Genomic DNA, 20,942 nt, shown 5'->3' with positions numbered 1-20,942 from the left:
CGCGCGACCGGACCGGGCCCGCCGCTCGACGGTGAGGCCGGCTCCCACTACAGCCGCCGCGCCGCAAGGCGCTTCATCCGGTAACGGCGGGGCCACCCCGCCGGATCGCCTGCAGAGGAGCAGACAATGTCCGACGAACCCGTCATCTTCGAGGAGGTCGGCACCCGCAACGGCCGGCGCATCGGCTTCGCGCGGCTCAACGCCGAAAAGGCGCTGAACGCGCTCAACCCCGCGATGATCGCCGCGCTCCAGCCCCAGCTCGCCGCCTGGGCCGAGGACCCGGCCATCGCCTGCGTGGTCCTGCACGGCTCCGGCGACAAGGCCTTCTGCGCCGGCGGTGACGTCATCGCCACCTACAACGCCATCCGCGAGGCGGACGGCGGCCGCAGCGAGTTCTGCGAGCAGTTCTTCGAACAGGAATACCGGCTGGACTACCGCATCCACACCTATCCCAAGCCGCTGCTGGTCTGGGGCCACGGGATCGTCATGGGCGGCGGCCTGGGGATGATGGTGGGCGCCAGCCATCGGGTGGTCACCGAGGCCTCCCGCATCGCCATGCCGGAGATCACCATCGGACTCTACCCGGACGTTGCCGGGACCTGGTTCCTCAACCGCATGCCCAGCCGCGTCGGCCTGTTCCTCGGGCTCACCGCCGCGCACATGAACGCCGCCGACGCCCTCTACACCAGCCTCGCCGACTACTTCATCACCGTGGAGCAGCGCGCCGCGGTATTCTCCGCCCTAAGCGATGTGGAATGGGACGACGACCCGGAGCTCAACCGCGGCCACCTCTCCATGCTCCTGCGGGGCTTCGCGGACCCGGTGCGGGAACAGCGGCCCCGCTCCAATGTCCTGGAGCACATCGATTTCATCGATCATGTAACCGACCGCCACAGTGTCGGCGGCATTCTCGAGGCCATGCGCAGCGCCGCGCCCGACGACAAGTGGCTGGCCACGGCCACGCAGAATCTCGCCGACGGCTCGCCCACCTCGGCGCGGGTGATCTTCGAGCAGTTCCGCCGGGGCAAGTACCTATCCCTGAAACAGGTGTTCCAGCGGGAGCTGAACATGTCCGTACAGTGCACCCGTCGCCACGACTTCCCTGAAGGCGTGCGGGCGCTGCTGGTGGACAAGGACCGCAACCCGCGCTGGGATCCGCCCACCATCGACGCGGTGGACGACGCGCTGGTGGCCGCCCATTTCGAGCCGCCCGAGGGCCTGGAGCACTCGCCGCTGGCCGATCTCCCGGAACCGTTCTAGGGCGTCGGGTCGACGATGGTGTAACCTGCCTTCCCATGGAACAACCGAGCTGGATCGTGCCGGACTGGCCGGCCCCGGAAAACATCCGGGCGGTGTCCACCACCCGCTGTGGTGGCATCAGCCGCCCGCCCTTCGACAGCCTCAACCTGGGCGCTCGCACCGGCGACGATGCGCTCAGCGTCACCGAGAACCGCAAGCGCCTGGCCACCGCCCTGGGGCTGCCGACGGCACCCCGATGGCTCGCGCAGATTCACGGCAGCCGGGTCGTCACCGCCGAGGAGATCGAGCCCGACGAGACGCGCGCGGATGCCGCCACCACCGGCGCCACTGCGACGGTATGCGCGGTGCTTACCGCCGACTGCCTGCCGGTACTGCTCTGCGACCGCGATGGCTCCCGGGTGGGCGCCGCTCATGCCGGCTGGCGTGGGCTTGTCGCCGGTATGCTCGAGCGCACGGTGGAGGCGATGGGAGTAGCGCCGGAGAGGCTCATGGCCTGGCTGGGCCCTGCGATCGGGGCGGAGGCGTTCGAGGTCGGTGATGAGGTCCGGGAGGCCTTCCGCCTCTCGGACCCGGGTTGTGAGGCGTGTTTCACTGCCGGCCGGCCGGGCCACTGGTATGCCGATCTCGGCGCCCTCGGCCGGCGCCGGCTCTCGGCCGCCGGCGTCGGCGCCCTATATGGCAGCGGCCTGTGCACCTACAGTGATGCCGGGCGGTTCTATTCCCATCGCCGGGATGGGCGCACCGGCCGGATGGCCACCCTGGTCTGGCGGGCACACTGAGACGATGACAACGGATTCAAGGGGGAGAGGATCATGCGCGTGATCAGCGGCGAGCAGGTGGCGGCGGCGCTACCGTGGCCGGACCTCATCGACGGCATCGACGCACTGTTCCGGGAAGGCTGCGAGGCACCGCCGCGGCACCACCACGCCATACCCCGACCCGACGGCGAGGCCACCATGCTACTGATGCCGGCCTGGGAGCATGACGGCCACATCGTCGTGAAGATGGTGCATGTGTTCCCGCAGAACGCGGACCGCGGGCTACCGGCGATCTCCGGCGTCTACCTGCTCTGCAACGGGGAGACGGGCGAGCCGCTGGCCTGCATCGACGGCGCCGAGTTGACCCGTCGCCGCACCGCTGCCGCCTCCGCGGTGGCGGCCCGCTACCTGGCCCGGCACGACGCCCAGCGACTGGTGATGGTGGGCACCGGCGCCCTGGCACCGATGCTCATCGAGGCCCATGCGGCGGTCCGCCCCATCCGCTCGGTGGGCATTTGGGGACGCAACCCGGAGAAGGCCGCAGCGCTGGCCGAGACCTGCCGGCAGCGGGGCTTCGACTGCGATGTGGTCACGGAGCTGGCACCGGCAGTGGCCAATGCGGACATCATCAGCTGCGCCACCCTCTCCAGCGAGCCGCTGGTGCTCGGCGAGTGGCTCCGGCCCGGAACGCACCTGGACCTGGTCGGGGCGTTTCGGCCGGACATGCGCGAGAGCGACGACGAGGCGGTCCGCCGCGCCGAGGTATTCGTGGACACCTATGCCGGTGCCCGGGGCGAGGCCGGCGACCTGCGCATGGCCGAGAGCGCCGGCGCCTTCGACTACGACGAGATCCGCGCCGACCTGGCGGCGCTGGCCCGCAGCGAACACCGCGGCCGGCGCGACGCCTCCGAGGTCACCCTGTTCAAGTCCGTGGGGACGGCCCTGGAGGACCTCGCCGCCGCCATCGCCGTATGGCGCGCTATCTCCTGACGCTCCCAGGGCTCAGGTATAGGGCTCAGGTATCCGGTCGGTCCCGGCGATGGCGTAGCTCGTCGCCCAGCGACGAGCCCGCCGCCTGGGCCATGCCCTTGAGCAGGTCCCATTCCGCCCGAATCCGGCGCAGGCTCATATGCCAGAGGTCCTGGTCCTCTTCCGCCTGCCCTTCGGGGCCGTCGAGCTCGCCGTACAGGGCCAGGGCGCGCTCCGCGCAGCGCGCCAGGGAGTAACGCTCCGCCGTCTCCGCCACCGCCTGCGCCCAGCGCCGTCGGGTGTCGACGTCGGCCTCCACGCACTCGCCCAGGGCGCTGGCGAAGGCGGCCTCATCACAGTGGGGCAGGAGCCTCCCGTTGTGGCCGTCGTCCACCACTTCCCGCACCCCGGGGGCATCCACCGCGACCACGGGCAGGCCTGCCGCCATCGCCTCCGCCAGGACCATGCCCTGGGTCTCGCTGAGCGAGGCGAAGGCAAAGCAGTCCATGGCGGCGTAGGCATCGGCCAGCGCCGGTTGCACCAGCTTTCCGGGCATGTGCAATCGCTCCCTCGCCCCCACCACGTCCAGCGCCCGCCGGATCCCTTCGGCGGCGGGGCCATCCCCCACCACCAGGAAATGGGCCCGCGGGACCCTGGCGAGCAGCCGAGCCACGGCACGGGCGAGGAAGCCCAGGTTCTTCTCCTCGGCCAATCGCCCCACATGGCCGATCACGAAGGCGTCCTCCGGGATCCCCGCCCGGCGCCGGAACGAGCGGCCATCGCCGCCCCGGAACTCGTCCACGGCGACCCCGGTGGGTACCACGTCCACCGGCGTACGCACCCCCCGCTCGCGGAGAATGCCGGCGATGCTCTCACTGGGGGCGAAGACGCGATCGCAGAGATTGGCGTAGCTGGTGGAGAGTTGCACCACGAAGCGCCGCAGCACCGCCGAGTCACCAGGCACATAGTGCGTATAGCGCTCATACATGGTGTGGTGGGTGAACACCAGCGGGAGGCCGAACAACGAGGCCAGGCGCAGGGCAGTGGAGCCGATGAGAAAGGGATGATGGGAATGGATGATGTCCGGCTCGAAACGGGTCACCTCCCGTTCCAGGAAGCGGGGCACCGGCAGGACCACGGAGAAATCACTGCCGTTGAAGTTCTGCAGCGCCGGCATGCGCACCACGCCGGCCTCGTCCTCCACCGTCCCGGCGAACTCCGGGGCCACCACCAGCACCCGATGGCCACGCTCGCGATAGGCCTGCGTAAAGGAGGCCACCGAGCGCGCCACCCCTCCGACGTGGGGCAGGTAGGTGTTGGTCATCATCAGTATGTTCACGCCGCCGTCCTCCAGCGCAGGGTTACCCGGCCGGCACCGGGCTCGGCCCGCATCGCCCGCATGCCGGCCGGGGCGATCTCCACCGCCTCCGGCCGGCGGCGCCAATCGGCCTCCCAGCGCACCTCGACGGCGCCTCGGTCGCCGGATACCGGCACGATCTCCACCGCGACCGTCCCGAAGCGGGTAGGAGTGGGCCCGAAGCGCATGCGCTCCCCCGCGGCGAACCACTGCGGCGGGACACCGGCGGCAAGCACCAGACGCTCGCCCTCCTCGCGCACGAAGCAGTTCCGTAGCACCGATACCCATTCCGCCGCCGCCCAGACATGCTGGCCATCGCCCATGCAGCCACCGAGGGTCCTTGGATGGATGGCCTCGGGCCACTGGCCCGTAGGGGTGGCCAGGTCCGCCACCGCCCGGATGAGCTCATGGCAACGGGGATCGCCGGCGCGCATGAGCACCTGGGCCAGGTGCAGGGTGAGATAGGCGTTGATCCCCGAGTGGATCATATCCTGGAAGAAGCCGCCGCGGACCCGGGCGTGGTCCATCAGCCAGTCCACCGTGCCGAGCAGCCGCGCATCGCCGGCCGGCACCAGCTGCAGGGGATACCCGGCGACGAGCCCCCCCACGGCGCCGGCATCCATCCGCCGATAGGGGGAGGCCGGCACCGCGACCCGTCCGAGTCGCTTCTCGTCCTGCTCGTGACAGCGCTCCAGGACCCCGCGAAGGTCCACCGCCTCGGCCTCCAGCTCCGACGCCCGGACCGGGTCACCATGATCGCGCAGGACCTCCGCCGCCGCTTCCAGTCCACCCACGGACCAGTAGTCGTCCCAGTAGTAATAGTCGTTGGGCCCGAAGTGCTCGGCGCTGAAACCGGCCGGTAACAGCCCCGCGTGGGGGGCATCACCGTGCGCGTCCGTGCGCTTGCGCGCGATCCAGCGCGCGCCGCGGCGCAGCGCCTGCAACCACGCCTCCGGCAGTTCCTCGCCGGTGACCTCGTGATAGCGCGATAGGATCCACAACGCCTCGCCGTTGGCGTCCCATTCGCCGTCCTGGGAGTGGAAATACCCGGTGGTACGATGCTGGCGTCCCGGGAAGGGTGCCAGCATTCGACAGGCCCGACCCGTAAGGCCCGCGTCGAGCAGGGCGTGGACGATAAAGGCCGCGTCCCGGAACCAGAAGCGCTTGTAGGTGTAGGGGCCCGGATAGGCATCCTCCACCGTGTGCAGCACCAGGGTGCGCAGGGCCGTGTGGTAGAGCCCGGCGATGTGTGCATCCGGGATCTCCAGGACGGCGCCGCCGGCCAGGGCCCCGGCCCAGTCGCCGCCGGCGCCGACATCATCGGCCGGGTCCAGGGGTACCCGCACCCCTAACCGCCGAACCTCGCCGCCGGCGACCGGAAACTCGGCGGCGGCAGTGGCGAGGCCCACGTCGCAGTCGACCTGCCCCGCACCCTCTTCCTCCCCCATGTGGATGGCCACATCACCATGGGCGTAGTCCGATACGTGATGACGCGCCGCCGCTGCGTCGAAGCGCACCGGCCGTTTGCCGTCCACCCGCCAGCCACGGCGATCCGCGTCCAGCTCGGCCTGGTGGATGAAGCTGATTCCCTCGGGATTGTAAGGCCGCAGGGCCAGCACCAGCGTACCGCCATTGTCCGCGCGGGCCTCGTAGTCCAGGTACAGGGTCGCCCTGCCCCCCTCGCGGCGCACCGCGGCCCGACAGAGCAGGCGCAGGCCGTTGCGGACCACCTCGGTGACCACGGCGCCATGGTCGGCGGAATCGAGGTACTGGGAGGCATGGGGCTCCCGCGAGGGATACAGGCGCTCCCCGTCGGCACCGTACACCCAGGCATCCAGGGACCAACCGTCGTGGAAGGGGGTCACCAGCCCCCTCGGATCCACGATGGGCAGCCCCGCGTGATCGGGGATGCCCACGGCGGTCCAGTTCCGATGCGTCAGGTTCACATGGGTTACCGAGAAGGCCCGGGGCAGGAACGCGTCACTCGAGGGATCGAACTGCTGCTCGATCCACCAGGGCCACACCCAGTCCAGGTTGTGCTGTATCACCCGGGTATTGATGAGCCCGCGGGCATGGAAGACCACCCCCGCCCGCAGCAGCTCGATGGGCTCGGAGACCTCCGATGGCTGAGCGAAACGCTGCAGACGCGCGATCAAGGCCAGCGGATCGAGAAACCCGTGGGCCCGCGCGGCACGGCGTACGAGGAATCGCCAGGGCAACCAGCGCCAGCGCAACAGGGCACCTCCCGTTCAGGGCAGCTCGACGAGACTGCAGTCCAGGGTCCGGCGATGGGTCTCCGGTGTTTCATCCGGATAGCCGTACCAGAGCAGGCCGATGACCGTCTCGATATCCGGATCCACCCAGAGGAGGTCATAGAAACGTGGATCGCGGATGACCGGCCCGGTGGTCCACTTCACCCCGATCCCCTCGCTCCAGAGATACAGTGCCAGATTGTGTATCGCGCAGGCACAGGCGGCATAATCCTCCCAGGCCTGCAGCTCATCGGTGGAATGGTCACAGCTCACGGCGAGCCAGCCCGGCTTCGCGGACCAGCTCTCGCGCTTGTCCCGGGCCGCCTCCTCCCCCTTGTTCGCGGCCACGAGTTCCGCGTTGAGCTCGATGATCGCCTCGCGGGTACGCTCGCCGATGAGATAGAAATGCCAGGGCTCGGTGAGGTGATGATTCGGTGCCCAGCGCGCCAGCTCCAGGGCGCGCAGGACGGCCTCCCGGGGCGGCGGCTCCGGGCGGAAGCGATTAATGGTGCGCCGGCTACGGATCAGCTCCGCGGCCTGCTCCGGCGTGGCGGGATGGGCCGATCGCTCGGCGGTGGCGCGGGTCTCGGCTGCCATGAGTACTCCCTTCACACGTCGCCCGGAAAAGCACAGGATATCAGAGCCACAGGGGCAGATTCGGGGCGAGGGATCGCCTTTCAAGGGGATGGGACATGGACACCGAGAGCTACCACCACTGGATGATCCTCACGCCGCCGCTGACCGGCGACGGCGGGGATTGGCTCGCACGCGGCCTCGCCGATGCCCGCGCCACGCTCCTGCATCGATTGGAGCTCACCAGCGCCCGGTTGCGCCTGCGCGGCCTGCGCCTGCACGTCGCCGCTGCGACCCCGCCGGACGTCCGCATCCCTGCGCAGGGGTCCCTGGGGCTGGCGCTGACCATCGTCGATGTCGATGACAGTCTGCGCGTCCGGGAGGCCCTGTACGGGAGGGAGGCCGAGGGCTGGCGACGGCTGTGGCTGGGGTATAGCCTGATCGGCGTCAGTGATGGCGAGCACCCGCAGCCGATGCCGGACGACCTCCGCGAGCAGGCTCGGGGCTGGCTGCGGCTGTTCCGGGATCAGGTCGCATTCCATTCCAGCGGGGACACACCCTGAGCCGACGGCGAATGGACTGTGCACCGCCCGTTTTTTTATGATACAAACACTATACAAACCTAGGACACGACGAAAGACCCATGACCCACCCCCTGGCCACCCAATTCGAACAGATCATCACCGGTATCGGCGAGGATGTCAGCCGTGAGGGGCTCGAAAAGACCCCCGAACGTGCCGCCAAGGCATTCGCGTACCTCACCGAGGGCTATACCCAGAACCTCTCGGAGCTGATCAACGGGGCGCTGTTCGAGTCCGATCTCGACGAGATGATCATCGTCCGGGACATCGAGCTGTATTCCCTGTGCGAGCATCACCTGCTGCCCTTTTTCGGCCGCGCGCAGGTCGCTTACATCCCCAACGGGCGGGTCCTTGGCCTGTCCAAGGTCGCCCGCATCGTTGATATGTTCGCCCGGCGCCTGCAGATCCAGGAGCAGCTCACCCGCGACATCGCCGAGGCGGTACAGGAGGTGACCGGTGCCCGGGGCGTGGCCGTGCAGATCGAGGCCCGGCACCTGTGCATGATGATGCGGGGCGTCGCAAAGCAGAACTCGGAGATGAGCACGTCGGTGATGCTCGGCACCTTCCGGGAATCACAGTCCACGCGGAACGAATTCCTCCAGCTGATCCGCTAGGGGCGGCCCATGCGACACGAGCGCTCGCGGATCCGTATCAAGAATCTCCGGCTACGCACCTATATCGGCTTCAACCCCGAGGAACAGGAGAAGCGACAGGACGTGGTGGTCAACGTCACCATCGACTACGACGCCCTGCCCGCCGCGCGTGCCGACGAGGTGGAGCGGGCCCTGGACTACAAGGGCATCACCAAGCGGATCATCGCCCACGTCGAGGACAACCGCTTCCTGCTGCTCGAGAAGCTGGTCAGCGACATCCTCGACATCGCCATGGCCGCCGAGCAGGTGGAACGCGCGGAGGTGGAGGTGGACAAGCCCCACGCCCTGCGCTTCTCCGACTCGGTGTCCCTGGCAATGGCGGCCAGCCGGGAATGATATGCCCGGGGATTCAGTCCCGGTTCATGCGGTGATACTCGGGATTGGGCATCATATCCACGCCGGCGGCGAGGCGGTTGGTCATGTTGAAGAATGCCGTGACCGCGGCGATATCCCAGATCTGTCGATCCCCGAAACCGGCCTCGCGTAGCAGCGCCCGGTCCTCGTCGCCCACGGACTCCGGATCCTCGGTCAGGGAAACCGCGAAGTCCAGCATCGCCACCTGCCGCGGCTCCAGCTCCGCGACCCGGTAGTTCATCACCAGCATCTCGCCGAGCTCCGGGTCCCCGGAGAGGGCGCGCACGGCCTGTCCATGGGCGACGAGGCAGTAGTAGCAGCGGTTGATCGAGGACACCACTACCGCGATCATCTCCCGCTCGAGCTTGCTCAGCCCCGAATCGCCGAGCATGAGCTCATTGTAGGCATTCACGAAATTGCGCAGCTTCGCCTGGTCGAAGCTGTAGGCCCGGAGCACGTTCGGGACCATGCCCAGCTTTTCCTCGCAGACCTCGAAGTAGCGGCGCATGTCCTCGTCCATGGCGGCCCGTTCGGGCTCGGGTAGATCGAGGGCGGTGACGTGATCGGGCTGACCCATTGCCATTCTCCTACTCATCGGATTTCGCCCCAGCGTAGCGCAATGGCGGGAACAAGGCGCGATCCGATTCGCGGGACGAGCCCCGGTGACTACCCCCGCCGTCCGCCCACGCCGTAGCGGGTCACCAGGGCCACCCCAATCAAGGCCAGGGCACCGCCCGCGAAGATCAGCGCGTTGGGCTGTTCGTCCAGCCACAGCCAGGCGATCAGTACGGAGATGGGCGGCTGCAGGTAGATGAAGCTCGAGGCGACGCTGGCCGGCAGGCGCGACAGGGCGAAGGTATACAGACCATAACCCGCGGCCATGGGGAAGATGCCCAGATAGACCCCGGCCAGGGTGGCCTCCAACGGCGCCGCGGCGATCCGATCCCAGATGCCGAAAGCGGCGGGGCTGCTGGCGAGCAACGAGGCCCACACCGCCCAGGCCAGAAACACCGTGGGCCGCTCGTGGCGCAGCACAGGTTTCTGATAGACGAAGTACACCGCGGTCACCGCCGCGGCGATGATGATGAGACCGACGCCACGGATGCTGCCCAGGTCCAGGCCTTCGTTGGCGGTGATCACCGTCACGCCGGTGGCCCCCAAGGCAAGTCCCACCCAGGCGGGGGCACGGAGGCGCTCGCCGGCCACCGCCGCGCCGAGCAGCGCGGTGAACACCGGCACCGCCGTGATCACCAGGCCCGCCGCGCTGGCCGTGATGCTGGTCTGCCCCGTCGCCAACAGGGCCTGGTAACCGAATACCCCGATGAGCCCGAGCACCACCACCCGGGGGAGTCGCCGCCAGGAACGCAAGGCGGCGACGCCCCGGGGGATCAGGACCACGGCGAAGCACAGCGCCGCCACGGTAAGGCGCAGGAACACCGTCTCCATGGGGGTGTAGTAACTCAGCGTCGCCTTGGCCGCGGGAAACGCGGAGGCCCAGAACACCGCCGTGGCACAAAGCGCCAGCAGGGCCACTAGCCGGGCCCGGGCGTCGCTATCGGCGGCGCTGCTCATGACGAGAGGACCCGGGACACCGTCACCACCGCGAGGCCGAGGAGCAGGCACCCTGTGAGCCGGTCCACCCAGACGCCGTGCCGGCGCAGCCACTCCACCACGCCGGCACCGGTCAGCGCCGTGGCCACCAGGGCATACCAGCCGCCGTCGATCACCGCCGCCGTGAGCCAGAAGACCGTGGTCTCCCCGACCCCCATCCCCGGGCGGACAAATTGGCTGAATAGCGCCACGAAGAAGACCGCGATCTTGGGATTGAGAAAGGCGATGAGGAAACCGTCACGGGCGGCGGCCCCGACTCCGCCGACGGCCTCCCTGCCAGCTCCCACCAGGGTCCGACCCCCAGCCCGCAGCGCCGCCACCCCCAGCCACGCCAGATAGGCGGCTCCGGCCAGTGCGATAACCCGGTAGACCAGCGGCTCGGCGGTGACCACCGCGGCCAGGCCCAGCGTGGTGAGCAGCGCGTACACGCCGATACCGACCGCGTGGGCGAGGGCCGCGGCGACGCCATGGGTCCGGGAGCCGCGGATACTGTGGCGCACCACCACGGCGAGGCTCGGACCCGGCGATACCGCCCCCATTGCGCAGACGGCGGCCAGGGAGAACCAGGCGGTGAGGCTCACTGCGCCGGTTCCGGCACCGTCAGCCGCGCCCCCGGCCGCAGGCCGAGTCGCTTGGCCTGGCCGGCGGCGAGCTCCAGGGCGTGCTGCACCCCGGGGGGCGACTCATAACCGTGGCCACCGGGCTCCATGCGGCCAACCTCCAGGACGCGGCCATCGACGTCCATCCAGACGATATCGAGGGGCAGGCGGACGTTGCGCATGTGCCAGCGGGTCACCCGCGGGGACGGATAGGCGAACCAGATAGGGCGGGCGCGGATCTCGGCCGGCGGCAGGTGCTGCATGCCCTGGGCCCGTTCGCGAGCGTCATCAGCGATGCGCACCACCAGTGGGTGCTCCCGGCCGGGCACGGGGACGGTAGCGGCCTCCATCCCCTCCACCACCGCCAGCGCCCGCCCCAGAGGCCCGCGGTCATCGGCGGGTCCCAGCGGGGCGAAGGCCAGCACCGCAACGGCCAGCAACAGCGGGAAGGCAAACCGGGGCGCCTGGCGCAGGATCCGTAAAGGCCGGCCCCTGCCAGTCCGGAGCCGGCGAGTCATTGCCCTTCCCGGGCCACCGTGCGCCGGATCCGCAGCCCCAGCTCGCGGAGTTGCGCCTCCTCCACCGCGGCCGGCGCCTCGGTGAGCAGGCAGGTGGCCGTCTGGGTCTTGGGGAAGGCCATCACGTCACGGATGGAGTGGGAACCGGTCATCAGCATGGCCAGTCGGTCCAGGCCGAAGGCGATCCCGCCGTGGGGCGGTGCGCCGTACTCGAGCGCATCCAGCAGGAAGCCGAACTTCTCCCGGGCCTCCGCCTCGCCGATGCCCAGCAGCTCGAAGATGCGCCACTGCATCTCCGGGCGGTGGATACGGATGGAGCCGCCACCGATTTCGGTGCCGTTGAGCACCATGTCGTAGGCCCGGGACAGAAGCGCCTCCGGGTCCTGGCCCTCCAGCTCGGCAGGATCGGAGACCCGCGGCGAGGTGAACGGGTGATGGAGCGCATAGAGGCGCTTGTCGTCCTCGTCGTACTCGAACATGGGGAAGTCCACCACCCACAGGGGCCGCCAGCCCGACTCCACGAGGTCAAGGTCGTGGCCCAGGCGCACCCGCAGGGCCCCCAGGGCATCGTTGACCACCTTGGCCTTGTCAGCGCCGAAGAACACGAGATCCCCGGCCTCCGCGCCGGTGCGCTCGAGGATGCCCGCGACCGCCTCGTCGGGGAGGAACTTGAGGATCGGCGACTGCAGCCCGTCACGACCCTTCGCCGGATCGTTGACCTTGACGTAGGCGAGCCCCTTGGCGCCGTAGCGGCCCACGAAATCCGTGTAGCCGTCGATGGCCTTGCGCGTCAGCGAACCGCCGCCGGGCACCCGCAGCGCCGCCACCCGCCCCTTGGGGTCGGCGGCCGGCGCGGCGAAGACCTGGAACTCCACGCCCGCGACCAGGTCGGCCACCTCCACGAGCTCCAGGGGGATGCGCAGGTCCGGGCGGTCGATGCCGAAGCGCTCCACGGCCTCGGCGTAGCTCATCCGCGGGAAGGGCTCCGGCAGCGCCACATCCATGACCTCCGCGAAGACACCGCGGATCATGGCCTCCATGTGGCCCATGATGCCGTCCTCGTCGAGGAACGAGGTCTCGATATCGAGCTGCGTGAATTCCGGCTGCCGGTCGGCCCGCAGGTCCTCGTCGCGAAAGCACCGGGTGACCTGGTAATAACGGTCCATGCCGCTCATCATCAGCAACTGCTTGAACAGCTGCGGCGACTGCGGCAGGGCATAGAACTCGCCCTGGTGGATGCGGCTCGGCACCAGGAAGTCCCGGGCCCCTTCGGGGGTGGCCCGGGTGAGCATCGGGGTCTCGATATCGAGAAAGCCGTTGGCGTCGAGATAACTTCGCGCCGCGGCCGTGAGCCGGGCGCGGGTGCGCAGGCGCTCGAGCATCTCCGGGCGGCGCAGGTCCACATAGCGGTGGCGAAGGCGGACGTCCTCGCCCACGTCGTGATCGTCGAGCTGGAACGGCGGCGTCTTCGCCCGGTTGAGGATTTCCAGATCCGTGGCATAAAGCTCGACCGCGCCGGTGGCCAGCGCCGGATTCTCGGTGCCCGTAGGGCGCCGGCGCACCCGGCCGGTTGCGCGCAGCACGAACTCATTGCGCACGCCATCGGCGAGCTCGAAGGCGGCCGCCTCGTCGGGATCGAAGACCACCTGCAGCAGCCCCTCGCGATCACGCAGATCGACGAAGATGATCCCGCCATGATCGCGGCGCCGGTGGGCCCAGCCGCAGACCGTCACCGTATCGTCCAGCAGGGCCTCGGTGACCTCACCACAGTAGTGCGTACGCATGAATCCGAACCGCCGTGTCCGCAATTGGGAGACAAGAAAATGCCCGCGACCGCGGGCACTGAGAAGCCCAGAATGGTAAGAGCTCGCCGTTGACGGCGCAAGCACTCAGCTTGCGCTCGCCTTCTTGCCTTCGCCCTTCTTCGTCTCGCCACTGCTACCGGAGCCGGACCCCTCGGAGCCCTTCGACCCGCTGCTGCCACTGCCGCTGTCACCGGCGAGATTGCGGCGCTTTTCCTTCTCGTTCTTGAAATCGGTCTCGTACCAGCCGCTGCCCTTCAGCCGGAACGCCGTCGCGGAGATGCGCTTGCGCAGCTGCGGGCGATGGCACTCGGGGCAATCGGTGAGCGGCTCCTCATTGATGGACTGGAGGGCCTCGAGCTCATGGCCACAGGCATCACAGCAGTATTCATAGATGGGCATGGCAGAATCCTCACGAAAATGGCCCGAAGGGATGATCACTCGTAACAACCGATAGACATAGGGGCACCCGCATCCCGAACCAAGTACCCGCGAACGCGCCGATGATACCCCATTCCAGGCAATCCATTTACCATGCGGTCGGGGCCTTTCCCGGGAGGGACGCGTGAATCCACTCGGACTACTGCTGGGCGTCTTCCTGCTCGCCTTCGTCTTCGCACTGGTGCAGGTGGGGGCGCTCACCATCGCCTTCGATAAGCTGGGTCTGTCCAGCGGCTCGGCCATGCTGCTGTTGCTGAGCTCACTGGCCGGCAGCGGGATCAATCTGCCGCTGTTCACCCTCGACGCCGAAGGCGAGCTGGACCCGCGCTGGCGCCAGCGGCAACTGTGGATGAATCCGCTGATGCGCCAGATCCGCGCGGGCAAGGTGCTGGTGGCGATGAATGTGGGCGGCGGCCTGGTGCCCGTGTTCTTCTCCGGCTACCTGCTTTCCCGAAGCGCCCTGCCGCTGACCGCTGTTGTGCTGGCTACGGCACTGCAGTCGCTGGTGTGTTACCTGTTCAGCCGCCCCATTCGCGGCGTCGGCATCGGCATGCCCATCTTCATCGCCCCCATCTCCGCGGCGCTCATCGCCGTTACCGTCCTGCCCGAGGCCAGCGCCCCCCTGGCCTACATCTGCGGGACGATGGGGGTGCTCATCGGTGCGGACTTGATGCGCCTTCGCGACGTCGGCCGCCTCGGCGCGCCGCTGGCCTCCATCGGCGGCGCCGGCACCTTCGACGGGGTATTCATCACCGGCATCGTCGCCGTGTTGCTGGCCTGACGCTCCCGAACCGCTGCCTAGCAATCCGCGTTCATCCGTGCCCATCCGTGGCCCGGTCACGATGGGCACGCAGGGCGGCGAGCAGGGACTGGAAATCCTCCGGCGGCTGTGCCTCCCAGGCCATGGCCTCACCGCTAACCGGATGCTCCAGCTGCAACCGCCAGGCGTGCAGCGCCTGGCGGCGAAACCCCGCCAGCGCCTCACGCACCGCCTCATCGGCCCCCGGGGGCAACCGCGGACGGGCGCCATAAGTGGCGTCCCCCACGATGGGATGACGGATGTGCGCCATGTGGACCCGAATCTGATGGGTCCGCCCGCTCTCGAGCCGGCAGCGCAGCAGGGTGTGCGCGGGGAATCGCTCAAGGATGCGGTAATGGGTTACCGCGGGACGCCCCCCCTCGCGCACCGCCATGCGGGTGCGATGATGGGGGTGGCGGCCGATGGCGGCCTCCACACGGCCGCCGGCGGTGAAGGTGCCCGCCACCAGGGCCTGATACTCCCGACCCACGCGCCGCCGCTGGAGCTGCTCCACCAGCGACCGGTGCGCTCCCAGGGTTCGCGCCACCACCATCAGGCCCGTGGTATCCCGATCCAGCCGGTGGACGATCCCCGCCCGCGGCAACGTCTCCAGGGCGGGATCGTGGTGCAATAATGCGTTCTGCAGGGTGTCCGCCAGATTGCCGGCCCCCGGGTGTACCACCAGCCCGGCAGGCTTGTTGATTACCAGCAACGCCTCGTCTTCGTGGCAGATATCCAGGGGAATGGCCTGCGCCTGCACCGCACCCTCTGGCTCTAGCTGCGCGTGAATACGCACCCGCTCGCCACCGTGGACGATATCCCGCGGCCGGGGCACGGCACCATCGACGGTGATGGCCCCATCCTTCAGCCACCGCTGCAAACGGCTTCGGGAATAGTCCGGGAACACCGCGGCCAGGGCACGGTCCAGCCGCACCCCGGCCTGCCCGGCGGGGATCTCGGCCTCAAGTCGGAGGGTCGGTGCTTGCATTGCGGCGTCTGCGGTCTCGGTGTGGATCAACGGACGGTGGCCCCCTAGAATAGCGCACTCAGTCACTGCCGGAGCGCACCCATGTTGCGAGCCCTGCCCCTGATGCTGGCGGCCCTGCTTCTCGCCGCCTGTGCCGGCGATCCGCCGGAGGAGGAGCCAACCGGTGACCCCTCCGCCGAGGTGCTGTACGACCGCGCCCGCGGCGCCCTCGATCGCGGCGATTATCAGCTCGCGGTGGCGCGGCTCGAGCAACTGGAATCCCGCTACCCCTTCGGCGTCCACGCCCAGCAGGCACAGCTCGACATCATCTACGCCTATCAGCAGATGGGCGAGCCGGCCTCGGCGGTGGCCGCCGCCGAGCGCTTCATCCGGCTCAACCCCCGCCATCCCCGGGTCGACTATGCCTGGTACATGCAGGGGGTGGCCCAGCAGGAGCAGGGCCGTGGCTTCCTGGACCGCGTGCTGGGGCTGGAGCGCGCGGCACGCGATCCCGAGCCGCTGCGGCAGGCCTTCGAGGCGTTCCGCACACTGCTCGAACGCCACCCACAGACGGAGTACGCCCGCGACGCCCGGCGCCGCATGGCCGACATCCGCGACCTCCTCGCCCGCCACGAGTTGCGCATCGCCCGCTTTTACGCCGACCGCGGTGCCTGGGTGGCGGCCGCGAACCGCGCCGCCCATCTCGTCCGGGAATACGAGGGCGCGCCAGCGATGGGCCCGGCGCTACAGCTGCTCGAGCGCAGCTACGCCGAGCTCGGGGCGTCCGATCTGCGCCGCGAGGTACGACGCGTGCTGGAGTACAACGACCTGGATCCGGCGGACGCCTGAGCCCTCAGATCGCCTGTTCGTCCTCCTCACCGGTGCGGATGCGGATCACCCGCTCTACCGGGGTGACGAAGATCTTGCCGTCCCCGATCTTGCCGGTGTGGGCCGCCTGGTTGATCGCCTCGAGGCAGCGCTCCACCTGGTCGTCGGCGATCACGATCTCCACGCGCATCTTGGGCAGGAAGTCGACCACGTACTCCGCGCCGCGGTAGAGCTCGGTATGGCCCTTCTGCCGGCCGAACCCCTTGACCTCCGTCACCGTCATGCCGGTGATGCCGATCTCGGAAAGCGCCTCCCGGACGTCGTCGAGCTTGAACGGCTTGATGATCGCTTCGACCTTCTTCATGTAGTGGCTCCTTGGGTAATCGGTCGCCGCCGGATGCGGTCATGGCGGCAGTTTACCCATCGTCACGGCGCTCCGAAACCGAGCCAGGCCTGCCGCGCCGGCCCGGGGCGATTCCCGCCGCCGTTTCCGGTAGGATTGCGCGGACCCCCGATTTGTGGCGAACATCACGGCTATGACCGATTCCCAGCGCTTCGCAATGGCCCAGCTCAACCTCCTGGTGGGGGATATCCCCGGCAACACCGAGGCCGTGGCCCGGGCGGCCGAACGCGCCCGCGACGAGCTCGGTGCGGGGGTGGTCGTCTTCCCGGAGCTCGCCCTCACCGGCTATCCGCCGGATGACCTGCTGCTGCGCGGGGACTTCATCGCCGCCGTCGAGCGGGGCATCGAGCGGCTACGCGCCGAGGTCGGGGGCGTCGTGCTCGTCGTCGGCGCGCCGCGGGCGGAGGGCGACAATCTCTACAACAGCGCCTTCGTCCTGCGCGACGGCGAGCTGCTCGGGGTCTACGACAAGCACCACCTGCCCACCTACGGGGTCTTCGACGACCGCCGCTACTTCGACGCCGGTGACCGCCCCTGCATCGTGGACACGGGGGGATGCCGCCTGGGGGTGACCATCTGCGAGGACGCCTGGCACCCTGGCCCGGTGGAGGAGGCCGCCCGGGCCGGCGCCGAGGTCGTCGTCAACCTCAACGCTTCGCCCTTCGACCATCGCAAATGGCTGGCCCGGGAATCGGTGCTCCGCGAGCGCATTGCCACTGCCCGTGTGCCAGTACTCTACTGCAACATGGCCGGCGGACAGGACGAGGTGGTCTACGACGGCGGCTCCTGTGCCTTCGACGCCGACGGCGCGCTCGCCATGCGTGCACCCCGCTTCGAGACCGGGCTCTACCCGGTGGATCTACAGCGCGGCACCGACGGCTGGCGGCCCGTCGATGCCGAGGTCTGCGAGGACCCTTCCGAGGAGGCCTGCGTCTACGACGCCCTGGTCTGGGGCTTGCGGGACTACGTGGAGAAGAACGGCTTCCCCGGCGTCCTCGTCGGTCTCTCCGGTGGGATGGATTCCGCGCTGGCGGCCACCATCGCCGTCGACGCCCTCGGCCCGGAGCGGGTCGAATGCGTGATGATGCCGAGCCGCTATACCTCGGATACCAGCCACACCGACGCCGCCGCCCTGGTGGCGAATCTGGGGGTTCGCTACCGCGACATCCCCATCGAGGGGATCTTCTCTGCGTACCTGGAGGCGCTGGCGCCGAGCTTCGAAGGGTTGGCGCAGGATGTCACCGAGGAGAACCTCCAGTCCCGGGCCCGCGGGACGCTGTTGATGGCACTATCCAACAAGTTCGGCAAGTTGGTGCTGGCCACCGGCAACAAGAGCGAGCTGGCGGTGGGTTACGCCACCCTCTACGGGGACATGGTCGGCGGCTTCGCCCCCCTGAAGGACGTATTCAAGACCGAGGCGTACCGGTTGGCCCGCTACCGCAACGAGCTCTCGGAGGTGATCCCGGCGAACATCTTCGTCAAGGCGCCCACCGCGGAGCTGCGGGAGGACCAGAAGGATACCGACAGCCTGCCGGACTACGAGGAGCTGGACGCCATCCTCGCCGCCTACGTCGAGGATGACGCCGCCATCGCGGAGATCGTGGACGCGGGCCACGACGAGGCCACGGTGCGGCGGATCGTACGGATGGTCCACGGCAACGAGTACAAGCGCCGCCAGGCCCCACCGGGGGTGAAGACCACTACCAAGGCCTTTGGCCGGGACCGGCGCTACCCCATCACCTCGGGGTTCGGTCGCGTCGAATGAGGGGGCGCCCGCCCCCTCAGACGTTGAAGCGAAAGTGGCAGATGTCGCCCTCCTGGACGACGTAGTCCTTGCCCTCGAGGCGCAGCTTGCCCGACTCTTTCGCTCCCTGCTCGCCGCCGCAGGCGATGAAATCCTGGTAGGCGACGACCTCGGCGCGGATGAACCCGCGCTGGAAGTCGGTATGGATGCGCCCCGCGGCCTCCGGCGCCGTCGCCCCCTCGCGCACGGTCCAGGCCCGCACCTCCTTGGGACCGGCGGTGAAGAAGGTCTGCAGCCCGAGCAGGCGGTAGCCGGCACGGATGACCCGGTTCAGCCCCGGCTCCTCGAGGCCGTACTCGGCGAGGAACTCCGCCTTGTCCGCGTCTTCGAGCAACGCGAGCTCCGCCTCGATGGCCGCGCAGACGACCACGACACCGGAGCCCTCGGCCTCGGCATAGTCGCGCAACGCGTCCAGTTGCGGATTGTCGCTGAACCCGTCCTCGGCGACGTTGGCCACGTAGAGCACCGGCTTGGCCGTGAGCAGGTGGAGCTCGCCGAGCAGCGGCTGCACATGCTCGTCAAAGGCCATGGCACGCACCGGGGTACCCTCGTCCAGGGCCGCGTGGATGCGTTTGAGCTCGTCGCGGTAGGCGATGGCGGTCTTGTCGTTGGACTTCGCCTGGCGTTCATAGCGCTGCAGGGCACGGGCCACCGTGTCCAGGTCCGCCAGCGCGAGCTCCGTGTTGATGGTCTCCACGTCGGCGACCGGGTCGACGCGGCCGGCCACGTGATGGACGTCCCCGCTGTCGAAGCAGCGCACCACGTGGGCGATGGCCTCGGTCTCGCGGATATTGGCGAGGAACTGATTGCCGAGCCCCTCCCCCCGGGAGGCGCCGGCCACCAGCCCGGCGATGTCCACGAACTCCATGGTCGTGGGAATCACCTTCTCCGGGCGCACGATCTCCGCGATACGCTCCAGCCGCGGGTCGGGCACCGGCACGATGCCCACGTTGGGATCGATGGTGCAGAATGGATAGTTCTCGGCGGGGATCTCGTTGCGCGTGAGCGCGTTGAAGAGCGTGGACTTGCCCACATTGGGCAGGCCCACGATGCCGCATTTGAATCCCATGTTCGATGCTCCGAAGCGCTGTGGCGCGGCGGAAGGCTACGCCGCAGTATGCAGTCGCTGGAAGGCGCGGTCCCAGTCGCCGGCGAGTAGCCAGGGCATCACCGCCAACGCCTCGTCGATGGCGGCCTCCATGGCCGTCTGCTCATCCCGACTGGCCTGGCTGAGCACATAGGGGACCACCGCCTCCGCGCTACCCGGATGGCCGACCCCGATACGCAGGCGAGCAAACTCCCGACTGTCCAATGCCTTAACGGCATCGCGCAGCCCGTTGTGCCCGCCATGGCCACCACCGCGTTTGAGACGGACGGTCCCGGGCGGGAGGTCGATCTCATCGTGGGCGAGCAGCAGTTCCGGAGCGCCCAGACGGTAGAACCCGGCCAGCGCCTGCACGGCGCGTCCGCTATGGTTCATGTAGGTGGTGGGCTTGAGCAGGTGGACGTCCCGTCCGTCGATAGTCACCCGGGCGTGGAGGCCGTGGAACCGGCGCGCCTCGCGCCAGCTGCCATGGTGCGCCCGCGCGAGGGCCTCCACGAACCAGAAACCGGCGTTATGGCGGGTACGCTCGTAGCGCGATCCCGGATTGCCGAGCCCGACAATCGCCCGAATCCCCTGTTGCTCCACCATACGCCGGTCTCTCTCCGTGAGGGGCAGTCAGCCCTCCTCGCCCTCGCCACCGGCCTCCTCGGAGGGGGTCTCGCCGCCCTCTTCCGCCTCTTCGGCGGCCTCTTCCTTGGCCTTGCGCGGCGCGTGGATGCTGACCACCGGCTGATCGTGCTCGGCATCCTCGCCGAGACCCGGCAGAGTAACGCCGGCGGGCACGGTCACGTCCGAGAGGTGCAGGGCGCTGTCGATGTCCAGATCCTCGACGTCCACCTCGATATATTCGGGCAGATCGCGCGGGTAGCACTCCACTTCCACCTCGATCATGTCGTGGTGGATCACACCCCCGGCCTGCTTGACGCCCTTGGCGATCTCCTCGTTGAGGAAGTGCAGCGGCACGTGGGTGCGCAGCTTCTCGTCCGACCGGACCCGCAGGAAGTCCAGGTGGGTGACGAGCGGCTTGAACGGGTGACGCTGCAGGTCCTTGAGGATGACCTGCTCCTTCTTGCCGTCGACGTTGAGGTCGATGACCTGGGAGAAAAAGGCCTCCTCGCGCATAAGGCGTGAGAGCTGCTGCTCGCCGACGGTGATGGCGGCGGCATCCTTGCCGGCGCCATAGACGATGGCCGGCAGGCGCTTCGCCCGGCGCAGGCGGCGGCTCGCACCTCTGCCCTGCTCCGCGCGAACGCTGGCATCCAGCTTGAGTTCGACACTGCTCATGGGTTGTTTACTCCTGACATGGTA

At 68.9% G+C, this 20,942-nt stretch carries 23 protein-coding genes; 9 read left to right on the top strand and 14 right to left on the bottom strand.

What is annotated here, in order from left to right:
* Nucleotides 1–126: 126 nt before the first annotated feature.
* From ACQ754_RS06800 to ACQ754_RS06790, 3 genes are read left to right on the top strand one after another with little or no spacing between them, the layout of a single operon-like run.
* Nucleotides 127–1,260 (top strand): enoyl-CoA hydratase/isomerase family protein, encoded by a 1,134-nt coding sequence (locus ACQ754_RS06800; RefSeq protein WP_440996247.1) that lies wholly within the window; start codon nt 127–129, stop codon nt 1,258–1,260.
* A 35-nt stretch (nt 1,261–1,295) separates the two neighbouring features.
* On the top strand, nt 1,296–2,039 hold the full coding sequence (gene pgeF / locus ACQ754_RS06795) for a peptidoglycan editing factor PgeF (RefSeq protein WP_440996246.1): 744 nt from the start codon (nt 1,296–1,298) through the stop codon (nt 2,037–2,039).
* A 33-nt stretch (nt 2,040–2,072) separates the two neighbouring features.
* A complete protein-coding gene (locus tag ACQ754_RS06790) occupies nt 2,073–3,008 on the top strand; it encodes an ornithine cyclodeaminase family protein (RefSeq protein WP_440996245.1) in 936 nt (311 codons plus the stop codon).
* A gap of 25 nt (nt 3,009–3,033) precedes the next feature.
* Here the strand turns inward: ACQ754_RS06790 and ACQ754_RS06785 are convergent, their stop codons facing one another.
* Genes ACQ754_RS06785 through ACQ754_RS06775 form a run of 3 tightly spaced genes read right to left on the bottom strand, consistent with a single transcriptional unit; the run spans nt 3,034 to nt 7,193 of the window.
* The gene (locus ACQ754_RS06785) at nt 3,034–4,326 is read right to left on the bottom strand and encodes a glycosyltransferase (protein ID WP_440996244.1); all 1,293 of its coding nucleotides are present in this window, start codon (nt 4,324–4,326) and stop codon (nt 3,034–3,036) included.
* Nucleotides 4,323–6,578, bottom strand: coding sequence for a hypothetical protein (locus tag ACQ754_RS06780; RefSeq protein ID WP_440996243.1), 2,256 nt, complete (start codon nt 6,576–6,578; stop codon nt 4,323–4,325). Before ACQ754_RS06780 ends, ACQ754_RS06785 begins: the two co-directional genes overlap by 4 nt.
* A 15-nt stretch (nt 6,579–6,593) precedes the next feature.
* Nucleotides 6,594–7,193 (bottom strand): nitroreductase family protein, encoded by a 600-nt coding sequence (locus ACQ754_RS06775; protein WP_440996242.1) that lies wholly within the window; start codon nt 7,191–7,193, stop codon nt 6,594–6,596.
* 95 nt (nt 7,194–7,288) lie between these two features.
* Between ACQ754_RS06775 and ACQ754_RS06770 the strand changes: the two genes are divergently transcribed.
* The 3 genes from ACQ754_RS06770 (at nt 7,289) to folX (ending at nt 8,739) form a co-directional block, all read left to right on the top strand.
* Nucleotides 7,289–7,732: a hypothetical protein gene (locus ACQ754_RS06770; protein WP_440996241.1), complete on the top strand. Its 444-nt coding sequence runs from the start codon at nt 7,289–7,291 to the stop codon at nt 7,730–7,732.
* An 80-nt stretch (nt 7,733–7,812) separates the two neighbouring features.
* Entirely contained in the window at nt 7,813–8,364 is a 552-nt protein-coding gene (gene folE / locus ACQ754_RS06765; protein WP_440996240.1) for a GTP cyclohydrolase I FolE, read from the top strand.
* Between the two features lie 9 nt (nt 8,365–8,373).
* The gene (gene folX / locus ACQ754_RS06760) at nt 8,374–8,739 is read left to right on the top strand and encodes a dihydroneopterin triphosphate 2'-epimerase (RefSeq protein WP_440996239.1); all 366 of its coding nucleotides are present in this window, start codon (nt 8,374–8,376) and stop codon (nt 8,737–8,739) included.
* Between the two features lie 13 nt (nt 8,740–8,752).
* On the opposite strand, the gene ACQ754_RS06755 is transcribed toward folX, so the two are convergent.
* From ACQ754_RS06755 to ACQ754_RS06730, 6 genes are all read right to left on the bottom strand, one after another.
* The gene (locus tag ACQ754_RS06755) at nt 8,753–9,334 is read right to left on the bottom strand and encodes a peroxidase-related enzyme (protein WP_440996238.1); all 582 of its coding nucleotides are present in this window, start codon (nt 9,332–9,334) and stop codon (nt 8,753–8,755) included.
* A gap of 89 nt (nt 9,335–9,423) precedes the next feature.
* Nucleotides 9,424–10,329 carry a DMT family transporter gene (locus ACQ754_RS06750; RefSeq protein ID WP_440996237.1) on the bottom strand — a complete coding sequence of 302 codons (906 nt, stop codon included), beginning with the start codon at nt 10,327–10,329 and terminating at the stop codon, nt 9,424–9,426.
* Entirely contained in the window at nt 10,326–10,949 is a 624-nt protein-coding gene (locus ACQ754_RS06745; RefSeq protein ID WP_440996236.1) for a LysE family translocator, read from the bottom strand. Before ACQ754_RS06745 ends, ACQ754_RS06750 begins: the two co-directional genes overlap by 4 nt.
* On the bottom strand, nt 10,946–11,485 hold the full coding sequence (locus ACQ754_RS06740; protein WP_440996235.1) for a DUF192 domain-containing protein: 540 nt from the start codon (nt 11,483–11,485) through the stop codon (nt 10,946–10,948). The genes ACQ754_RS06745 and ACQ754_RS06740 overlap by 4 nt, the downstream gene beginning before the upstream one ends.
* Nucleotides 11,482–13,269: an aspartate--tRNA ligase gene (gene aspS, locus ACQ754_RS06735; RefSeq protein WP_440996234.1), complete on the bottom strand. Its 1,788-nt coding sequence runs from the start codon at nt 13,267–13,269 to the stop codon at nt 11,482–11,484. The genes ACQ754_RS06740 and aspS overlap by 4 nt, the downstream gene beginning before the upstream one ends.
* A 105-nt stretch (nt 13,270–13,374) precedes the next feature.
* Complete coding sequence (locus tag ACQ754_RS06730) at nt 13,375–13,689, bottom strand: FmdB family zinc ribbon protein (protein ID WP_440996233.1); 315 nt, start codon at nt 13,687–13,689, stop codon at nt 13,375–13,377.
* Between the two features lie 163 nt (nt 13,690–13,852).
* Here ACQ754_RS06730 and ACQ754_RS06725 point away from each other — a divergent pair, with 163 nt between their 5' ends.
* The gene (locus ACQ754_RS06725; RefSeq protein ID WP_440996232.1) at nt 13,853–14,509 is read left to right on the top strand and encodes a DUF1614 domain-containing protein; all 657 of its coding nucleotides are present in this window, start codon (nt 13,853–13,855) and stop codon (nt 14,507–14,509) included.
* Nucleotides 14,510–14,540: 31 nt separating this feature from the next.
* Here ACQ754_RS06725 and rluD read toward each other — a convergent pair whose 3' ends face one another.
* On the bottom strand, nt 14,541–15,515 hold the full coding sequence (rluD, locus tag ACQ754_RS06720; protein WP_440996231.1) for a 23S rRNA pseudouridine(1911/1915/1917) synthase RluD: 975 nt from the start codon (nt 15,513–15,515) through the stop codon (nt 14,541–14,543).
* An 81-nt stretch (nt 15,516–15,596) separates the two neighbouring features.
* Between rluD and ACQ754_RS06715 the strand changes: the two genes are divergently transcribed.
* Nucleotides 15,597–16,343: an outer membrane protein assembly factor BamD gene (locus ACQ754_RS06715; protein ID WP_440996230.1), complete on the top strand. Its 747-nt coding sequence runs from the start codon at nt 15,597–15,599 to the stop codon at nt 16,341–16,343.
* A 4-nt stretch (nt 16,344–16,347) separates the two neighbouring features.
* Here the strand turns inward: ACQ754_RS06715 and glnB are convergent, their stop codons facing one another.
* On the bottom strand, nt 16,348–16,686 hold the full coding sequence (gene glnB / locus ACQ754_RS06710) for a nitrogen regulatory protein P-II (protein WP_440996229.1): 339 nt from the start codon (nt 16,684–16,686) through the stop codon (nt 16,348–16,350).
* A 172-nt stretch (nt 16,687–16,858) separates the two neighbouring features.
* On the opposite strand from glnB, the gene ACQ754_RS06705 reads away from it, so the two are divergent.
* Nucleotides 16,859–18,490: an NAD+ synthase gene (locus ACQ754_RS06705; protein WP_440996228.1), complete on the top strand. Its 1,632-nt coding sequence runs from the start codon at nt 16,859–16,861 to the stop codon at nt 18,488–18,490.
* Between the two features lie 16 nt (nt 18,491–18,506).
* On the opposite strand, the gene ychF is transcribed toward ACQ754_RS06705, so the two are convergent.
* Genes ychF through ACQ754_RS06690 form a run of 3 tightly spaced genes read right to left on the bottom strand, consistent with a single transcriptional unit; the run spans nt 18,507 to nt 20,918 of the window.
* Nucleotides 18,507–19,598, bottom strand: coding sequence for a redox-regulated ATPase YchF (ychF, locus tag ACQ754_RS06700; RefSeq protein WP_440996227.1), 1,092 nt, complete (start codon nt 19,596–19,598; stop codon nt 18,507–18,509).
* Nucleotides 19,599–19,634: 36 nt separating this feature from the next.
* Complete coding sequence (gene pth / locus ACQ754_RS06695) at nt 19,635–20,222, bottom strand: aminoacyl-tRNA hydrolase (RefSeq protein ID WP_440996226.1); 588 nt, start codon at nt 20,220–20,222, stop codon at nt 19,635–19,637.
* A 27-nt stretch (nt 20,223–20,249) separates the two neighbouring features.
* A complete protein-coding gene (locus ACQ754_RS06690; RefSeq protein WP_440996225.1) occupies nt 20,250–20,918 on the bottom strand; it encodes a 50S ribosomal protein L25/general stress protein Ctc in 669 nt (222 codons plus the stop codon).
* Nucleotides 20,919–20,942: the final 24 nt, after the last annotated feature.

The organism is Arhodomonas sp. SL1 (genome assembly GCF_052060015.1).
GTDB lineage: Bacteria > Pseudomonadota > Gammaproteobacteria > Nitrococcales > Nitrococcaceae > Arhodomonas.
The sequence above is the reverse complement of the archived record's forward strand: the minus strand, read 5'-3'. Positions and strand labels throughout refer to the sequence as shown.

Coding starts and splice junctions, on each gene's coding strand:
- ACQ754_RS06800 (WP_440996247.1), top strand. CDS start 127: ATGTCCGACGAACCCGTCATCTTCGAGGAGGTCGGCACCCGCAACGGC.
- pgeF (WP_440996246.1), top strand. CDS start 1,296: ATGGAACAACCGAGCTGGATCGTGCCGGACTGGCCGGCCCCGGAAAAC.
- ACQ754_RS06790 (WP_440996245.1), top strand. CDS start 2,073: ATGCGCGTGATCAGCGGCGAGCAGGTGGCGGCGGCGCTACCGTGGCCG.
- ACQ754_RS06775 (WP_440996242.1), bottom strand. CDS start 7,193: ATGGCAGCCGAGACCCGCGCCACCGCCGAGCGATCGGCCCATCCCGCC.
- ACQ754_RS06770 (WP_440996241.1), top strand. CDS start 7,289: ATGGACACCGAGAGCTACCACCACTGGATGATCCTCACGCCGCCGCTG.
- folE (WP_440996240.1), top strand. CDS start 7,813: ATGACCCACCCCCTGGCCACCCAATTCGAACAGATCATCACCGGTATC.
- folX (WP_440996239.1), top strand. CDS start 8,374: ATGCGACACGAGCGCTCGCGGATCCGTATCAAGAATCTCCGGCTACGC.
- ACQ754_RS06755 (WP_440996238.1), bottom strand. CDS start 9,334: ATGGGTCAGCCCGATCACGTCACCGCCCTCGATCTACCCGAGCCCGAA.
- ACQ754_RS06750 (WP_440996237.1), bottom strand. CDS start 10,329: ATGAGCAGCGCCGCCGATAGCGACGCCCGGGCCCGGCTAGTGGCCCTG.
- ACQ754_RS06740 (WP_440996235.1), bottom strand. CDS start 11,485: ATGACTCGCCGGCTCCGGACTGGCAGGGGCCGGCCTTTACGGATCCTG.
- aspS (WP_440996234.1), bottom strand. CDS start 13,269: ATGCGTACGCACTACTGTGGTGAGGTCACCGAGGCCCTGCTGGACGAT.
- ACQ754_RS06730 (WP_440996233.1), bottom strand. CDS start 13,689: ATGCCCATCTATGAATACTGCTGTGATGCCTGTGGCCATGAGCTCGAG.
- rluD (WP_440996231.1), bottom strand. CDS start 15,515: ATGCAAGCACCGACCCTCCGACTTGAGGCCGAGATCCCCGCCGGGCAG.
- ACQ754_RS06715 (WP_440996230.1), top strand. CDS start 15,597: ATGTTGCGAGCCCTGCCCCTGATGCTGGCGGCCCTGCTTCTCGCCGCC.
- glnB (WP_440996229.1), bottom strand. CDS start 16,686: ATGAAGAAGGTCGAAGCGATCATCAAGCCGTTCAAGCTCGACGACGTC.
- ACQ754_RS06705 (WP_440996228.1), top strand. CDS start 16,859: ATGACCGATTCCCAGCGCTTCGCAATGGCCCAGCTCAACCTCCTGGTG.
- ychF (WP_440996227.1), bottom strand. CDS start 19,598: ATGGGATTCAAATGCGGCATCGTGGGCCTGCCCAATGTGGGCAAGTCC.
- pth (WP_440996226.1), bottom strand. CDS start 20,222: ATGGTGGAGCAACAGGGGATTCGGGCGATTGTCGGGCTCGGCAATCCG.
- ACQ754_RS06690 (WP_440996225.1), bottom strand. CDS start 20,918: ATGAGCAGTGTCGAACTCAAGCTGGATGCCAGCGTTCGCGCGGAGCAG.